Source organism: Thermotoga profunda AZM34c06 (assembly GCF_000828675.1).
In the GTDB taxonomy this organism is placed as follows: Bacteria; Thermotogota; Thermotogae; order Thermotogales; family DSM-5069; genus Pseudothermotoga_B; species Pseudothermotoga_B profunda.
The window spans coordinates 1,363,558-1,379,750 of the sequence record NZ_AP014510.1 but is presented as its reverse complement, the minus strand read 5'-3'; the positions used below and the strand labels follow the sequence as shown (position 1 = coordinate 1,379,750).

Sequence of the window (16,193 nt, the reverse complement as noted above, 5' to 3'; positions counted from 1 at the left end):
ATTGATCAATAGTGGAAAAATTTCAGAAATCATCTGATTTTATCGATTTTATGAGGAATATGTCCTTTTTCACTCTGTACAAAAATCGTATACTATATAATGGACAGCGCTGATCCACCGGTGGATAAAATACCTTATCGTATATTGCCATAGGTCTAATCTTTTGGTTTTAAGCTCAAAAAGGATTGATTTGTGAGAATGAACCTGCTTCAAGTTTGAAGACTTTGTTCGCAAGGCCATCCACGTATTTTGTTTGGTGAGAGACTATCACGGTTGATTTTCCCTGTTTTTTCCAATTTATCAATATATTTCTGAGAGATTCCTTTCCGAGTTTGTCCAGACCAACAAATGGTTCATCTAAAATCAGTAAAAATGGATCATGTGCGAGCATTGAAGCTATTGCCACTTTGCGAGCTTCACCACTCGAGAGTTCATAAGGACTTTTGGAAAATAGTGATTGATCTACACCAACAAGCCTTGCCGCATTTTCCACACGTTCTTTGATTCTATCGAGTTTGAAATTCTTTGAAGCGAACGAGATTTCATCAAAGACAGTATCACAGCAAAAAGAATCTTCCGCGTATTGCATAACAAAACCTATTTTTTTAAAATATTCTTTATCCTTGTGAATAGGCCTTCCATTTACCAAAACACAGCCAGACCTGGGTTTCAAAACTCCGGCTATTATCTTGAGTAATGTCGATTTACCTGCGCCATTTTCGCCCACAATCAGGATGAAATCTTCAGGCTTTATTATCATATTTATTCTTCGCAAGATTAATTTCGAATTATCGTAGGAAAAACTCATATCCTGTAATTGTATCTGAAAGCTATCCATGGCACATACCTCATTTTTCAACATCATCTATAGAAGAAGTCATGAATTCTGAGAACGAGCCGTCAAAATCCACTGTCCCATTTGAAAGATGAATAACCCTTTTTGCAAGGTTTGCAAATTGATATATTTCATGAGTCGATATAATTAGAGTGATGTTCATTTGGTTTAGAGCTTTCAACATTTCTATCACTTGCATGCAGCCTTTACTATCAAGCATTGAAGTTGGTTCATCAAGCAACAAAAACTTTGGTTTCATTACGACTACAGAAGCGATCGCCAATTTTTGTGCCTGACCAGCTGATAGATTTACCGGATCTTTGTCTTTGAGTTCATACAACTGAAATTCCTGAAGGACCCTTTCGACTTCTTTATGCATTGTATTCTTTGGTACTCCCATATTTTCAAGTCCAAATGCAACATCTTCTTCTACTGTTGAACCAATTATTTGGTTGATTGGGTTGTGAAAAACATATCCACATAAAAACTTTAAATCTTCTTGTGAAAGTTCTTTATCATCATACAATATCTTGCCAGTCTGAATTGGCAGCAGTCCTGCGAGTATTTTCAAAAGAGTAGTTTTTCCGGAACCATTTGCACCTGTGAGTAAGATAGATTCTCCATCTTGGATTGAAAGATTAATTCTATCAAGCGCCGTTGTAGATCTGTACTTAAAACCCAGATCAATTATACGCAACATTTTTACACCTTTATCGATTTGTATATTCTTATCCCGCCCTCTTTGTATATATCTTCGACGTTCTTGAAAGTCTCCAACATCGCCCTTTTTACATAACTACCACCCTTGTTGTGATATGCAACTACTTGTAATGAACCATTTTCATTCAAATGTTTAAATGATTCATCGATCAGCCGAAGGACGACTTTTTTACCAGCAGCCATTGGTGGATTCATCATAACCATATCGAATTTTTCGTCTTTCCAAGGTTCATAGAAGGCGCCATGTTTTATCGTGACATCCACGTTGTTATTCTTGGCATTGATTTTGGCAAATTCAATTGCCCTCGAATTGATATCACTCATAAAGACTTCGAGATCTGGATATTCACCTTTGAGTACAATTCCAATTACGCCATAGCCACATCCAAGATCAAGTAACCTATTTCCCCAGATAACGGCATGCTCAATCAATATTCTGGTGGCTTTGTCAATCTCACCGAAACTGAAGACGCCCGAAGGCGTCTGAAAATGGTATATTCTGTTATTTTTGAGTTTTAATGTAACTGTTTTAATTTTCAATTCACTGCTTGGATTTTCACTATAGTAATGTTCCATAATACCACCAAAAAGGGGGCAAGAGCCCCCTAAATTCAGTCTTCACTTTTCTTCGTCTTACCTGCAAGAACTGCTTGAGCTGCTGCAAGTCTCGCCACAGGAACTCTGTAAGGTGAACAGCTCACATAGTCAAGGCCAGCTTTGTGGAAGAAGTGAATTGACTTAGGATCTCCACCGTGTTCACCACAAACTCCAACTTTGAGATTGTTTCTCACTGACTTTCCTTTCTTTGTACCCATTTCAACTAAGGCTCCGACACCAACTTGGTCTATTGATTTGAATGGATCATGCTCGAGAATACCTTTCTGCAAATATTCAGGCAAGAATTTACCAACATCGTCGCGGCTGAAGGCAAATGTCATCTGAGTTAGGTCATTCGTGCCAAAGCTAAAGAATTCCGCTTCTTTTGCAATCTCGTCAGCAGTGACACATGCCCTTGGTACTTCGATCATAGTTCCCACTTTGTAATCGATTTTCACACCGGATTCCTTTATCATTTGATCTGCTACTTCTTTGATTATCTTCTTGAGGAAAATCAACTCATTTACATGACCAACCAACGGAATCATTATTTCTGGAATGACCTCAAGATTCGATTCTTTTTTCAATTCAATTGCGGCTCCGATGATTGCCCTTGTCTGCATTATGGCGATTTCTGGATATGTGATCGTGAGTCGGCAGCCTCTGTGACCAAGCATTGGGTTCAATTCATTTAGAGATTCAACGACATCTTTCAATTCTTTTTCAGGTATTCCAAGTTCCTTCGCTGTAGCTTTGATTTGTTCGTCGTCGTGTGGTAGAAATTCATGAAGTGGTGGATCGATCAATCTTATGGTTACTGGATAACCCGCCATCGCTTTGAACAGTCCTTTGAAGTCGTCTTTTTGAAGTGGTAAGAGTTCAGCAAGTGCCTTTTCTCTTTCTTCTTTTGTTTTTGCAACGATCATCTTTCTGACCTTTGGTATTCTGTCTTTTTCGAAGAACATGTGCTCAGTTCTGCACAAACCTATACCTTCAGCTCCAAACTTTCTTGCTACTTCAGCATCTCTTGGTATGTCCGCGTTCGCCCTTACGCCTAATCTTCTAATCTGGTTTGCCCATTCTAATAATTCAGCAACCTCACCTTCCAAACCAACAGGTTTAATTGTTGGGACCTTTCCAAGGAGTATTTCTCCTGTAGATCCATCTATTGAGATCCATTCTTCTTCTTTTACGATCGTTTTGTTAACTCTGAAAAATCCCTCTTCTTCCTTAACTTCTATGGTTTCAGCGCCGACAACGGCAGGTTTACCCATACCACGTGCTACCACTGCTGCATGTGAAGTCATTCCACCTCTGGAAGTAAGGATTCCTTGAGCAAACGCCATACCACCGACATCTTCAGGACTTGTTTCTGGCCTGACTAAAATCACTTGCTCACCAGCGCGTCCTAATTCCTCAGCCTTTGCCGCATGGAATATAACCCTTCCTGTGGCTGCACCTGGAGAAGCAGGTAATCCCTTTGCTATAACAGGCACTGAAGCTCTCGCCTTGTCATCAAAGCGTGGATGAAGGACTCTTTCAACATCTTCTGTTTTCACGCGCATCACAGCATCTTCCTTTGTAATGAGTCCTTCGTGTACCATATCAACGGCTATCTTTATCGCAGCACGAGATGTTCTCTTTCCACTTCTTGTTTGCAACATGTACAATTTACCTTCTTCGATTGTGAACTCTATATCTTGCATGTCTTTGTAGTGTTTCTCAAGTTTTTTCATTATTCCAATCAGTTCATCATAAACAGATGGCATGATTCTCTTGAGTTCTGCGAGTGGTAAAGGAGTTCTGATACCAGCTACGACATCTTCACCTTGTGCATTTTGCAAAAATTCACCATAGATAACATTTTCACCAGTATTTGGATTCCGCGTGAATGCAACACCTGTTCCAGACTTGTCACCCATATTTCCGAAGACCATCGCAACGATATTAACAGCAGTTCCAAGCATTTGATCTTCTCTTATGTTGTTTATCTCTCTGTATTTGATTGCTCTTTCACTCATCCAGCTTCCAAAAACTGCATCGATAGCAAGCCAAAGTTGTTTTTCAACATCCTGTGGAAATTCTTTGTTTTCTTCTTTGTATATATCTTTGTAGATTTCAACGAGCTTTCTCAAGTCTTTTTCGTCAAGTTCGACATCGAGTTTGACTCCTTTGGTCTTTTTCATTTCTTCGAGTGCGTTCTCGAATTTACTCTTAGGCATACCAAGAGCAGTATCACCAAACATTTGAAGGAATCTTCTGTAAGCGTCATAGGCAAATCGAGGGTTGTTGGTCATTTTAGCAAGACCTTCCACGGTCTTGTCGTTTAAACCAAGGTTGAGAATTGTGTCCATCATGCCTGGCATAGATATAGCCGCGCCAGATCTCACAGACACAAGTAATGGCTTATTTGCATCTCCAAAACCCTTTCCAGTAACCTGTTCAAGTTTTTTCATGGCTTTGGAGACTTCTTCTTTTAATCCCTCAGGATAAGTACGATTGTTTTGATAGAAGTACTTACACACTTCGGCAGAAATCGTGAAACCGGGCGGAACGGGTATACCAAGGTTAGTCATTTCAGCAAGGTTCGCACCTTTTCCACCAAGGATATCTTTCATCTCAGCCTTACCTTCGGTTGATCCGTTTGCGAAGAAATAAACCAACTTTTTTGTCATTACAGCACCTCCTCATTTGAGATACCAATTTACCGTGAAAGCTTTATCATCTACCGTACTCGTTAGGACAAAAACTGAATCAACATTCATACCCAGTAATTTTTCCAGCATAGGTGTGAAATCTACGCAGACAAAGATAGGCATATTTTGTGGCTCGTAAAACTTCATAATTTTGTCGAAAGAACCCCTATGATTTGAAAATTCACTTGGAACAGAGGAATAAAACTTAATTTTTCCATTGTCGCTGGACACGTAAATTCCGTCCAAATCGAGGTATCGAATATTCTTTGAAGTTTTTATTTGCCCTTTCAATGCTTGTTGAAGCTCTTCAAGCTTCACATTACCACCAATGACACCATAAATAGTGGGGTTAGCAACTTTTTGATTTGTTTGGCCTTGTTGAGGTGAGAGAAGATCTTCCAAGACATTGCTGATTTTCATCGAAAAAGCCAACTGCCCAGTCAGTTTATTTGAGAGATCCATCAGTTGTTCAAATTGCTCCTGTACAGCCTCTGTTTCCGTTGCAGCTAAAGATATGGGTATTTTTGAAAACAAATCGGAGAAATTCAAACTCTGATACACAGTATTCAAAGATGCAAAATTGGAGACATTTCCAAATACGAATATTTCTCCACCAATATTTTGGTCCTTATACAGATCAAAATTTTTTGATGGCTTCATATCTTTTAGAAGCATTGTAGCTTTTTCATTCTGCGAGTAAATTACAGATTCGCCAACCAATCTATCTTGGAGTATCTTTACCGACGCTTTCAGAGAAAAGATAGAATCTTGTACAACCAATTTTGGTGAAAAGATGACAATCCACACAGACGGATCAGAAAACTGCTTCTCCATCTCAGTTGGTATCTTACCGCCACCCTTTTGACATTTCTGAAGCAATTCAGAGTTTGTCGATATCAAAAGATAATCACTATTTTGCGCAACATAGATCCCTGAACCGAGTAGTCCAGAGACTGCCTTAACAAGCTTTGACGTGTATTTTGACGGTCCCAAAACCACGGCTAAATCCTGACCTGAAAGAACTACAAGTGCATCCTTGCTCAAAAGATCGTTGAGTTGGTCGGTTGTTGCACCGTACTGAACCAGTGTGCTGGCTAACATTCCTTGTATCATTGGTTCAATCCCGAGCTGGTTCATCAAAATATCAACTAACTGCACCTTTTTTGCGTTAGAATAGTGATCACCGTTGTTCTTCATGAGTAGCAATTGATCATACTCTGTTGGTACAAACTGTGTAACTGCGAACAAAGATAAAGTAAATAACAAAATGGTGAACAATACATACACCTTTTTCATGCAAAGCCCTCCCAGATACTTTCATTTTCAATCAATAATACCATGAAAATTGGTAATAGATAGCTCTTACTTTCAAAATCACTTTAAAACACGGTTTTTCTCAATAATTTGTCATGCAACATGGGTCTATATCACAACTTGAGTCATGTTAATACGTGATTTTTCACCTTTGATCAAGGGGGACTTGAAATCACCCTCCAAAAAGTGTTATTATTCTTGCAAGAGGGAGAATATATCTCCCGGAACCCTATAGAAGGAGGGGGATAACGGATGAACAAGAAGGAGCTTGTCGACAAGGTAACAAAGAAAGCGGGACTCAAAAAGAAAGACGTCAAGAAAGTCGTAGACATGGTTTTTGAATCAGTCACAGATGCACTTGCCAAGGGCGAAAAGGTTCAGCTCGTTGGTTTTGGTAGCTTCGAAGTCAGAAAAGCCGCATCCAGAAAGGGCGTCAACCCACAGACTAAGAAGCCAATCACAATTCCTGCAAGAAAAGTTCCAAAATTCAAACCCGGCAAAGCATTGAAGGAGAAGGTTAAGTAATTTCAAAGAGGGGGCAAGTTCCCCCTCTATTTTCATTTTCCAACACAGAAATCACTGAAAATTTTCTCGATCAAATCCTTTGAGTAATTTGTTCCAAGCAAAATATCAAGATTTGCAATAGCATCTTTTATTTGTTGTGCAACTAAATCCAAAGAATATCCTTCCTTGAAATCTTTGGTTGCATTTTTTATGCTGAATTTGCAATTTAAGAGACATTCATACTGTCTTTCTGTGGTGATATACCCCTGAGTGCTGTGAATTATGTCTGATACAGATTTGATTATTTGCCTTTCTAATTCTTCAATACCTTCTTTGCGAAGTGCGGAAATCGTTATGGTGTGGATATCTGTATTAAGCACATTCCTTAGCATCTCTCTATCGATCAAATCGTTGGCATCTATCTTGTTTATTACCACAAGATATCTCTTGTTTTTTATCAATTCCAAAATCTTGATATCATCTTCTTCAACAGGGGTAGTCGCATCGAGTACAAACAAAATCAAATCAGCTTCTGAAGCTGCCTTTATAGCTCTTTCTACACCTATTTTTTCTACCTTATCCTGCGATTCTCTTATACCCGCGGTATCAATGAGAGTGAAAGAAATACCTTCAATTGTAACTGGGACTTGGATTAAATCTCTTGTAGTGCCAGGGATCTCAGTAACAATCGCACGATCTTCCCTCACAAGTGCATTCAAAAGAGAAGATTTTCCAACGTTTGGTTTGCCGACAATAACGATTTTGATCCCAGATGAAATGGTCAGTCTATTCTGAGCATTTTCGAGCAATTTTTCAACAAAATCAGAAGCCCCACTCAGTTCATTCAGCAAAATATCTCTTTCCGTGAAAACATCATCGGGGTAGTCGAACTCCACTTCGATCTTTGCAAGAACACTGAGAAGCATCTCTCTCAGTTTTTTCACGACTTCAGATAACTTCCCAGAAAGGTTATTTGCAACAAGTTTAACAGATGTCCTTGAAGGAGCTTCGATAATCTGTTTAATAGCTTCTGCCTTTGTCAAGTCGATTTTTCCATTCAAAAAGGCTCTTTTTGTGAACTCACCAGGGTCTGCCAGTTTTGCACCATTATTCAATAGGAGATCCAAAATCGATTGACTGACAATTGGACCACCATGGCACATTATCTCAACCATATCTTCACCCGTGTAAGAACGCGGTTTTTTATAAAAAACAACTGTTATTTCATCGAGTATTGCACCGTCGTCGTCTTTTATGAAATTGTGAAAGACCTTTCTTGGTTCCACATTTATTTTATTAACGAGTATTTTCTGACAAATCTGCCATGAATCATCGCCACTTATCCTTATAATTGCTATTGCTCCTATCCCTTTTGGAGTCGAGATTGCAGCGATTGTATTTGACAATGAATTAACCTCCCAACAATTCCTGAACAATCTTGTTAACCAATTTGCCATCGGCTTTTCCTTTGACTTGTGGCATTATGAGCTTCATCACTGTTCCTATATCCTTTGGACTTGAAAGGTTGTATTGCTGTATCAGTTTCTTTGCAAGCTCTCTTATCTGATCTTCACTCATTTGCTCGGGCATGTAAGATTTTATAATCTTGAGTTCGTTTTCTTCTTCAATTGCGAGATCTTCTCTCTTTGCCTGTCTATACATCTCAATTGATTCAAGTCTCTTTTTGACTTCTTTTGACATGATTTGTAACACATCATCATCAGTCGCTTGTCCAAGTTTTTCGACCTCAAAATTTTTGATTGCAGCTATTAGGAGCCTTATTGTGCGAATTTTAGTTTCATCTCTTGCTTTCATTGCTTGTTTGAGATCCTCAGAAAGTTTTTCCTTCAGACTCATTTTTAACCCTCCTTATTGATCGTATCTTGATGTTATAATATATCCCAAATATGAAAAATTCTGATGAGTATTTTTTGACAATTTGGGGGGATTTTATGAATCAGCAGGTTGAGATTGTTTTGAGGTACGCCCTTGCACGAGAAATAGAAGGTAGAGAGTTTTATAAAACCAGATTGGAACGCATCTGTAGTCAACAATTGAAACAACTCTTTGAGCAGTTAGTTCAGATGGAGCAATTACATATCAATTATATCACTGATCTGCTCCAAACAAAGTCAATTCCCCAAGAAATTTCTCTTTACAAAACAAGTGATTTTGAGATCAGAGAACTTGAAGAATCCTCAGGAGATATCAATTCAATGACGGATCTGTCTATATTGAGAATGGCGTATTTAATAGAACACGATTTTGCCGTTTTTTATGAGAATGCGGCAAAGAATACTTCAGATGATGTCCTTAAAAAAGTACTCTTGGAATTATCATCCTGGGAAAAGTCACACAGAGATATACTCAAGGATCTCTACGATGAGGCGATGAAAAACTTCTGGTATGAACAGGGTTTTTCCCCGATATTTTGAAGATTCTCATTGTTACACAATGGTTTATCAGTAGGAGGTGTGAAAATGAAAATTTCTATAAATAATCGTATTTACGATGCCAAAGATGGTCAAACGATTTATGATGTAGCAGAGCAAAATGGTGTGGATATTCCAGTTCTGTGCCATCATCCATCGCTTGAACCAATTGGCGCGTGTAGAATTTGCGCTGTTGAAGTCGAAGGAATGAAAAATCTACAAACTGCCTGTACAACAAAAGTCTTTGATGGAATGAAAATTTATACCGCAACAAATAGGGTTATCAATGCGAGAAAAATAAATCTTTCTTTGCTACTGAAGGTTCATCCCAACGATTGTATGACTTGTGATGCAAATGGAAACTGTAAATTGCAAGAACTGGCATACAAATACAACATCAAGATACCATCAAATGAAATTGAACTCAGAGGGTTACCATTGGATGATGCAGATCCTTTTATTGTGAGAGATTTGAATAAATGCATTCAATGCCAGCTTTGTGTAAGAGTCTGTGATGAGATAGAAAATATGTCAATCTACTCGATGGTTGACAGAGGTTATCAAACATTGCCAGAACCAGCCTTTGGAGTCCCACTCAGAGAGAGTGAGTGTGTGTTTTGTGGCCAGTGTGCCACGGTGTGTCCAGTTGGTGCGATAGTTGAAAAACCTGCTATTGGAAAGACAAGGTGGTTGGAAGTCGAGAAGGAGACAACGACATGCCCATATTGTGGTGTTGGTTGCCAGCTTGATATCTTTGTCGATAAAAGGACCAAACAAGTCGTCAGGGTATATGGATCGATGATTAATCCCGATGTCAATGATGGAATCGCAACATGCGTTAAAGGCAAATTTGGTTTGGATTTCGTCAACGATCCTGCCAGATTGACAAAGCCACTGATAAAAAAGAACGGTGAATTTGTTGAGACAGATTGGCAGGAAGCCCTTGACTATGCTGCGAGCGGTTTGAAAAAAGTCATGGAAGAATACGGAAGCGAGAGTATAGGAGTTCTTTCTTCGGCAAAATGTACAAATGAAGAGAATTACTTGATGCAAAAATTTGCAAGGGCAGTACTCAAGACACCGAACGTAGACCACTGTGCAAGATTGTGTCATGCTTCAACTGTAGCTGGTCTTGCGCGATCCTTTGGTAGTGGTGCGATGACCAACAATCTAAAAGATATTCTCAAAGCTCAGGTAATCCTCGTTACGGGGTCGAACACAACTGAAGCCCATCCTGTATATGGATCAAGGATAAAAAAAGCAGTCAGAAATGGAGCGAAACTCATAGTTGCAGATCCAAGGAAGATTGAACTTGTAAAATACGCAACCATTTGGTTAAGACAAAGACCAGGTACCGATGTTGCACTTTTCAATGGTCTGTTGCATGTGATAATCAAAGAAAACTTGGTAGACACAGATTTTGTACTTACTAAGACAACTGGTTTTAATGAATTGAAAAACGCCATCGAAAAATATACACCTGAATACGTTGAGAGAATAACAGGTGTCCCAAAAGAAAAAATCATCGAAGCAGCAAGACTTTATGGTAAGGCTCAAAGGGCAGCGATCGTGTATTCAATGGGAATAACTCAGCATGAACATGGTACAGACAATGTCCTTGCGATTGCAAACCTTGCAATGGCAACTGGTAATCTTGGAAAGGAAGGGGCAGGTGTAAATCCACTTCGTGGACAGAACAATGTTCAAGGCGCTTGTGATATGGGGGCATTACCAGATGTACTGACAGGTTACCAGAAAGTCACCGTACCTGAAGTGGTAGAGAAATTCGAAAAAGCGTGGCAGACAAAGATCCCGGCAAAGGTTGGTTTAACAGTTGTTGAAATGATCCATGCAGCCCTTGAAGGTAAAATAAAAGCACTTGTGATAATGGGTGAAAATCCCAGGCTCTCAGATCCAGATGCATCCTTAGTCGATGAAGCACTGTCAAAACTTGAATTTTTCGTTTCAATGGATATGTTCTTGAATGAAACGAATAAGCATGCACACGTGATATTACCCGCTGCATCTTTTCTTGAAAAAGATGGTACCTTTACCAACACAGAAAGACGTGTACAACTCGTCAGAAAGGCATTTGAACCCATCGGAGAAAGTAAACCAGATTGGCAGATCATTGTTGAGCTGTCCAAAAAATTGGGTTATGATATGAATTACGATTCACCTGCCCAAATAATGGAAGAGATTAGGTCATTAACACCAATCTATGGTGGTATAACTCATGACAGAATCAAAGAAAAAGGCTTGCAATGGCCTTGTAGAACACTTGAAGATCCTGGAACTCCAATATTGCACACTATCAAATTTAATACAGCAGATGGATTTGGAAAATTTCATGTTGTTGAATACAGAGAATCTCCTGAACTCCCAGATGAAGAATATCCCTTTTATCTCACAACAGGTCGCATACTATTTCACTTCCATACCGGCACTATGACAAGAAGGAGCACCATCGCAAAATATTTGAATGAACCATATATAGAGATGAATCCACTCGATGCACAAGAGCTTGGCGTTAAAGATAAAGATGAAGTTTATATAATTTCCAGACGTGGTAAAGTAAAGGGTATCGCGAAAATCACAGAAAGAGTGCCCCCAAAGACTATTTTCAGCTCTTTTCACTTCTATGAAACTCCTATAAATGAATTAACCTTGGCTGAACCCTTAGATCCAATAGCGAAGATACCAAACTTCAAAGTGACGGCTGTGAGAATTGAAAAATCATGAGAGCGGTAATATTAAATGGAGGAAGTTCCAAAAGATTTGGTGAAGATAAGAGTGAATATCTCATCGGAACGAAACCAATGATAGAACATGTGTACGAGAAACTGTCAAGAGTTTTCACTCAGATCGTACTTGTTGGTAAACCATATAAAGGTTTGCAATATTTAAAAGATCGTTATTCGGCAGGTCCCTTGGGTGGTGTTTTGACTGCTATAGAGATATTTGAAGATGATTTGTTTGTTGTGGGATGTGACATGCCATTCATCTTGCCAGATGTTGTGGAAAGTATGATCGACTTGTTCAAGGTAGAAAAAACAGATGCAGTTGTCCCAAAACTCTCGGATGGAATTCATCCGTTGCATGCAATTTACAGCAGAACAATCAGAGAGAATTTAGTGAAGTCTATGGTGTGTGCTGACAGCTCCTTTCGTGCGGCTTTTGACCATTCAAAGGTGTTGTATGTGACAGAAGATTTTTTCAGAGAGATACCAAATTGGGAATGGAGTTTTGTGAATATAAATACCAAGTCTGATCTGAAATTCTTAGAGGTGGCAGGATGTTCTTACAAACTCACAAGGTAAAAGCCGATGGTAGTTATCAAATAGTAGAAGATCAAATCGTAGAAGACAGTTATATCAAATTCTATGTCAATAATGAATTTGTCGAAGAGATTCATTGTCTTGCAAGTGACTTGGAAGAGCTGATTATTGGGAAACTTTTGTATCAAGGAGTGAAATTGCTTCGCTGGAGTTTTCTGATAAAGCCAGGGAGCGTTTTTATCGATGTTCTTGAATTCGAAAAGATTGAACCAAGACCTGTTGGTGTGAAAACTTTCGTGAGTGCATCAATACTTATAGATTCGATGAAAGATCTTCTAAACAATCCCTTACACAAGCAAACTGGTGCAGTTCATTTGGCAGGACTTTACACAGTTGATGGCCAATGTCTTGTGAAATCTGAAGATGTTGGTAGACACAATGCCGTCGATAAAGTTATCGGTTGGCTTGTAAAGAACAAGATAGATCCATCAAATAAGATGCTTCTGAGTAGTGGGAGACTACCTTTGGAAATGGCTCTTAAATGTATACTTTCAGGTATTGAAATATTAGCATCAAAAGCACCAGTTATGGCCAGTGCGATTGAGTTTTCAGAAAAATTAAATCTCACACTCATAGGTTTTGTAAGAGAGGGCAGAATGAACGTTTATACTCACAAAGAGAGAATAAAGGAGGTGTCTTTGTGAAATCACCAGCTGAGGTTCAAAAAATACTCATTGAAGAAATTTCAATTAAGAAAGCTAAACTGAGCTTCACTCAGATGGCACTTCTCGGAATCCTTGCGGGTATGTACATAGGTTTTGGTGGTATCATGGCGCTTACTGCAATGACACAAGTAGAACCTTATGGTCTGAAGAAGGTTCTTGGTGGCGCAGTTTTTACAGTGGGACTAATGCTTGTCGTTATAGCAGGGGCTGAACTTTTCACGGGAAATGTTCTCATGTTGACTTCGGTTTATGCAAGAAAGATAACAGTAAGACAGATGCTTAGAAACTGGATAGTTGTTTATCTTTTTAACCTTGTTGGTTCTTTATTGATTGCATGGATGCTTGTACAAACAAAACTCTGGGGTATGGAACAGGTTGTAAATGACTTTGGGAAGACTGCGATCTCTGTTGCAAATTCGAAAGTTACTCTGGGTTTTGGTGCGATCTTTTTCAGGGGTATGTTATGCAATATATTAGTCGATTTGGCTGTAATACTCGCATTGGCAGCGGATACTGTGGAAGGCAAAATCTTGGGTATATTCTTCCCGATCATGACTTTTGTCGCCATAGGGTTTGAGCACAGTGTGGCAAATATGTCCTTGATACCGCTTGGACTTTTCATAAAAGCTGCTTCAAATTTTGGTCCTGAGACTTTGAATTGGGCAGGTTTTTGGAAGAACATCATCGGAGCAACACTTGGAAACATAGTTGGACCGGGAATCTTTACTGCACTTTTTTATTATCTGAGTTATTACAGAACAACTGGTCAATCCAAGACTTGAGTAATCGTCAATTTTTTCGTCTCTGCTAAATCAATGTATTCTCCATTATCAAGCCTCACAATAGGCTGCGTTGCACGGCCTTTTGTGTTTCCAATCACAACTGCCTTTTCGCCTGAATTCAGAAGGACTGTCGTTCCAACTGGATAAAGTCCGACTATAGACACAAATGCTTGAACTAATTCTTTGTCGAGTTTTCCAAAGGATGCCATTTTAATCAGTTCTGAGATAGTTTTATATGGCGACCAAGAGGATTTGTACGATCGATTTGAAATTAGAGCATCATATATATCTGCAATTGCTATAATCTTTGCTTCTACTTCTAATTGGTCTTTCGTTAATCCTCTGAGATATCCAGTTCCATCGAGTTTTTCATGATGATCTCTGACGCCACTTATTACCTTAGGATCATCGACATTGGAATTCTCACATATTCTACTACCATATTCTACGTGCTTTTTTACTAACTCGAATTCTTTCTCTGTCAACTTCCGCGGTGCATAGAGAATCTCTTTGGGGACCAAAACTTTACCGATATCGTGAATTATCGAAGAAAATGCCAATCGTGATAATTCGTTTATCTTCATTCCAACTTCCAAACCTATCAATGCCGATATCATTCCAACATGTACTTCATGAACATATGTGTATTCTTCATCACTTTGTTGAATCAAGAAAATCAAAGAAATTTTATCAGAGTAGTTTTTCACAATGTCATTTACAATTTCACTTGAAAGATCTCTTATCTCATTTTTGTTTACCCGCATCTTTTCTGCAGCGTTGTGGAAGATATCTTTCATTTCTTCTTTCAATTTTTCCACTTTCTGCGGACTCACGACAGGGGGAGTAACTGGTGAGATCTGTACCCACAGATATTTCACGCCATTTGTTTTGAGGTTTTCTATGATCTCTTTAGTAAGAGTTTGTCCTAAACGAACTAACGGAGACTGGTTGTCGGCAATCTGCACAGTCTCCATAGCTATATCTCCTGGTATGAGTGAATCAACCTTTTTCCATATAATTTGTCCTATCATAAGTCTTTGACTAATCCTTCACTTCCTTTTGGTATTAACAACGACCAGTGCCACTTATTTGCACAGATGTTTTTCCAAATGTTTTGAACATCTTTGTATTTCACAGACTCAACTCTCTTGAGCACGTCTTCTAATTCAAAAGGTTCAACTTTGACTAAAAGAAATTCTAAGATGTAACTGAACATTGCCGGGACACTTTCTGTGACCATTTGAAGCTTCCCCATCAGTCTCTTTTTTCCATACTCGAAATAATTTTTAGATATAGAGGCATCATCAAATATTCTATTCATTTCCTCCACATATCTTTTGAACTTCTCAACGCTTGTTGAAGCGTATATCCCTATCAAAGAATTATTTTTCCACACATGGCTCAGTAAATCTATATCGTAAACAAGTCCGAGTTTTTCCCTTATTCTGGTGAAAAACATTGAGCTCATACCACTTCCAAGCAGAGTGTTTAGAACAAGGAAAGCTGGATATTCTCGATTTTGTATCCCAAAATCAACTGGAAGTCCAACAATCGCGTGTATTTGACTCAAATCATTTCTTTCTTCAAAGGCACATGAGATAGTTCTAAAAGTAACATGAGCATCGAGTTCATCGACATTCCTATCAAACTTTTTTGTAACGCTCTCAAGTTTCTCAATCAGTCGTTTAGTTATCTTTCCAACTGCTATTATTCTCAGATTGCCATATCTTTTAGAATGAAAATCTTTCAAGATATTTGCATTGAGTTTTTTAACAGTATCTTCATATCCACTTACTGGGCGACAATACGGTTCCTGTAGTATGCTCTCTGCAAACAAGTCTTGCACCCTACTGACGTGATCTTCATTGAAAGATTTTATTTCTTCTGTAACTACAGATTTTTCAAGTTCTACAGCATGATCTTCAATGAGTGGATTGAAAACCAGATCACTTAGGATATCAACGGCTTTTTCAAAGTGAGAGTAAGGTACGCGGGCATAATACACCGTGAAATCTTTGGTTGTAAAGGCATTCAAACTGCCTCCTACGACTTCAAGTTCATATTTCAGGGTGAATTCTTCATAATTTTTGGTGCCTTTGAAAGCGACATGTTCTAACAAATGTGCGGTTCCAGCAAAGTTTCTATCTTCGTGTGCCGAACCCGCCGGGACAACAAAGGCAATTGATAAAGTCTTTACACCCTTCACGGGTAAACAGTAGATTTTAATAGGACCTATCTGCATCTTTTCTATTTTCAAATGGATCAACCTCCACAAAAAGTGCCAGCTTTAAAATGCTGGCACGCGTGATC

The 16,193-nt window shown here is 38.8% G+C and carries 15 protein-coding genes; 6 read left to right on the top strand and 9 right to left on the bottom strand.

The window, feature by feature from the left end; all coding sequences use genetic code 11:
* Positions 1 to 175: 175 nt before the first annotated feature.
* Genes TSP02S_RS06665 through TSP02S_RS06645 form a run of 5 tightly spaced genes read right to left on the bottom strand, consistent with a single transcriptional unit; the run spans position 176 to position 6,144 of the window.
* Complete coding sequence (locus TSP02S_RS06665; RefSeq protein WP_052465367.1) at positions 176 to 838, bottom strand: energy-coupling factor ABC transporter ATP-binding protein; 663 nt, start codon at positions 836 to 838, stop codon at positions 176 to 178.
* Positions 839 to 848: 10 nt separating this feature from the next.
* On the bottom strand, positions 849 to 1,535 hold the full coding sequence (locus tag TSP02S_RS06660; protein WP_041082864.1) for an energy-coupling factor ABC transporter ATP-binding protein: 687 nt from the start codon (positions 1,533 to 1,535) through the stop codon (positions 849 to 851).
* 2 nt (positions 1,536 to 1,537) lie between these two features.
* Complete coding sequence (locus TSP02S_RS06655) at positions 1,538 to 2,131, bottom strand: class I SAM-dependent methyltransferase (RefSeq protein WP_041082863.1); 594 nt, start codon at positions 2,129 to 2,131, stop codon at positions 1,538 to 1,540.
* Positions 2,132 to 2,166: 35 nt separating this feature from the next.
* Positions 2,167 to 4,827 carry a pyruvate, phosphate dikinase gene (gene ppdK, locus TSP02S_RS06650; RefSeq protein ID WP_041082861.1) on the bottom strand — a complete coding sequence of 887 codons (2,661 nt, stop codon included), beginning with the start codon at positions 4,825 to 4,827 and terminating at the stop codon, positions 2,167 to 2,169.
* Positions 4,828 to 4,839: 12 nt separating this feature from the next.
* The gene (locus tag TSP02S_RS06645) at positions 4,840 to 6,144 is read right to left on the bottom strand and encodes a hypothetical protein (protein ID WP_041082859.1); all 1,305 of its coding nucleotides are present in this window, start codon (positions 6,142 to 6,144) and stop codon (positions 4,840 to 4,842) included.
* Between the two features lie 270 nt (positions 6,145 to 6,414).
* Here TSP02S_RS06645 and hup point away from each other — a divergent pair, with 270 nt between their 5' ends.
* Positions 6,415 to 6,687 (top strand): DNA-binding protein HU, encoded by a 273-nt coding sequence (gene hup, locus TSP02S_RS06640; protein WP_041082857.1) that lies wholly within the window; start codon positions 6,415 to 6,417, stop codon positions 6,685 to 6,687.
* Positions 6,688 to 6,719: 32 nt separating this feature from the next.
* Here the strand turns inward: hup and mnmE are convergent, their stop codons facing one another.
* Both mnmE and TSP02S_RS06630 read right to left on the bottom strand, forming a co-directional pair.
* Positions 6,720 to 8,123: a tRNA uridine-5-carboxymethylaminomethyl(34) synthesis GTPase MnmE gene (mnmE, locus tag TSP02S_RS06635; protein WP_052465365.1), complete on the bottom strand. Its 1,404-nt coding sequence runs from the start codon at positions 8,121 to 8,123 to the stop codon at positions 6,720 to 6,722.
* Positions 8,077 to 8,523 (bottom strand): GatB/YqeY domain-containing protein, encoded by a 447-nt coding sequence (locus TSP02S_RS06630; protein ID WP_041082854.1) that lies wholly within the window; start codon positions 8,521 to 8,523, stop codon positions 8,077 to 8,079. The genes mnmE and TSP02S_RS06630 overlap by 47 nt, the downstream gene beginning before the upstream one ends.
* Before the next feature lie 95 nt (positions 8,524 to 8,618).
* On the opposite strand from TSP02S_RS06630, the gene TSP02S_RS06625 reads away from it, so the two are divergent.
* Genes TSP02S_RS06625 through TSP02S_RS06605 form a run of 5 tightly spaced genes read left to right on the top strand, consistent with a single transcriptional unit; the run spans position 8,619 to position 13,883 of the window.
* Positions 8,619 to 9,101: a ferritin family protein gene (locus TSP02S_RS06625; protein ID WP_041082852.1), complete on the top strand. Its 483-nt coding sequence runs from the start codon at positions 8,619 to 8,621 to the stop codon at positions 9,099 to 9,101.
* A gap of 45 nt (positions 9,102 to 9,146) precedes the next feature.
* Complete coding sequence (fdhF, locus tag TSP02S_RS06620) at positions 9,147 to 11,840, top strand: formate dehydrogenase subunit alpha (RefSeq protein WP_041082851.1); 2,694 nt, start codon at positions 9,147 to 9,149, stop codon at positions 11,838 to 11,840.
* Positions 11,837 to 12,418 carry a molybdenum cofactor guanylyltransferase gene (gene mobA, locus TSP02S_RS06615; protein ID WP_041082849.1) on the top strand — a complete coding sequence of 194 codons (582 nt, stop codon included), beginning with the start codon at positions 11,837 to 11,839 and terminating at the stop codon, positions 12,416 to 12,418. The genes fdhF and mobA overlap by 4 nt, the downstream gene beginning before the upstream one ends.
* Positions 12,394 to 13,080 carry a formate dehydrogenase accessory sulfurtransferase FdhD gene (gene fdhD, locus TSP02S_RS10755; protein WP_052465364.1) on the top strand — a complete coding sequence of 229 codons (687 nt, stop codon included), beginning with the start codon at positions 12,394 to 12,396 and terminating at the stop codon, positions 13,078 to 13,080. Before mobA ends, fdhD begins: the two co-directional genes overlap by 25 nt.
* Entirely contained in the window at positions 13,077 to 13,883 is an 807-nt protein-coding gene (locus TSP02S_RS06605; RefSeq protein ID WP_041082847.1) for a formate/nitrite transporter family protein, read from the top strand. Before fdhD ends, TSP02S_RS06605 begins: the two co-directional genes overlap by 4 nt.
* Here the strand turns inward: TSP02S_RS06605 and TSP02S_RS06600 are convergent.
* On the bottom strand, positions 13,868 to 14,914 hold the full coding sequence (locus TSP02S_RS06600; RefSeq protein WP_082025944.1) for an HD-GYP domain-containing protein: 1,047 nt from the start codon (positions 14,912 to 14,914) through the stop codon (positions 13,868 to 13,870). The genes TSP02S_RS06605 and TSP02S_RS06600 overlap by 16 nt on opposite strands.
* The gene (locus tag TSP02S_RS06595) at positions 14,911 to 16,140 is read right to left on the bottom strand and encodes a M16 family metallopeptidase (protein WP_041082845.1); all 1,230 of its coding nucleotides are present in this window, start codon (positions 16,138 to 16,140) and stop codon (positions 14,911 to 14,913) included. The genes TSP02S_RS06600 and TSP02S_RS06595 overlap by 4 nt, the downstream gene beginning before the upstream one ends.
* Positions 16,141 to 16,193: the final 53 nt, after the last annotated feature.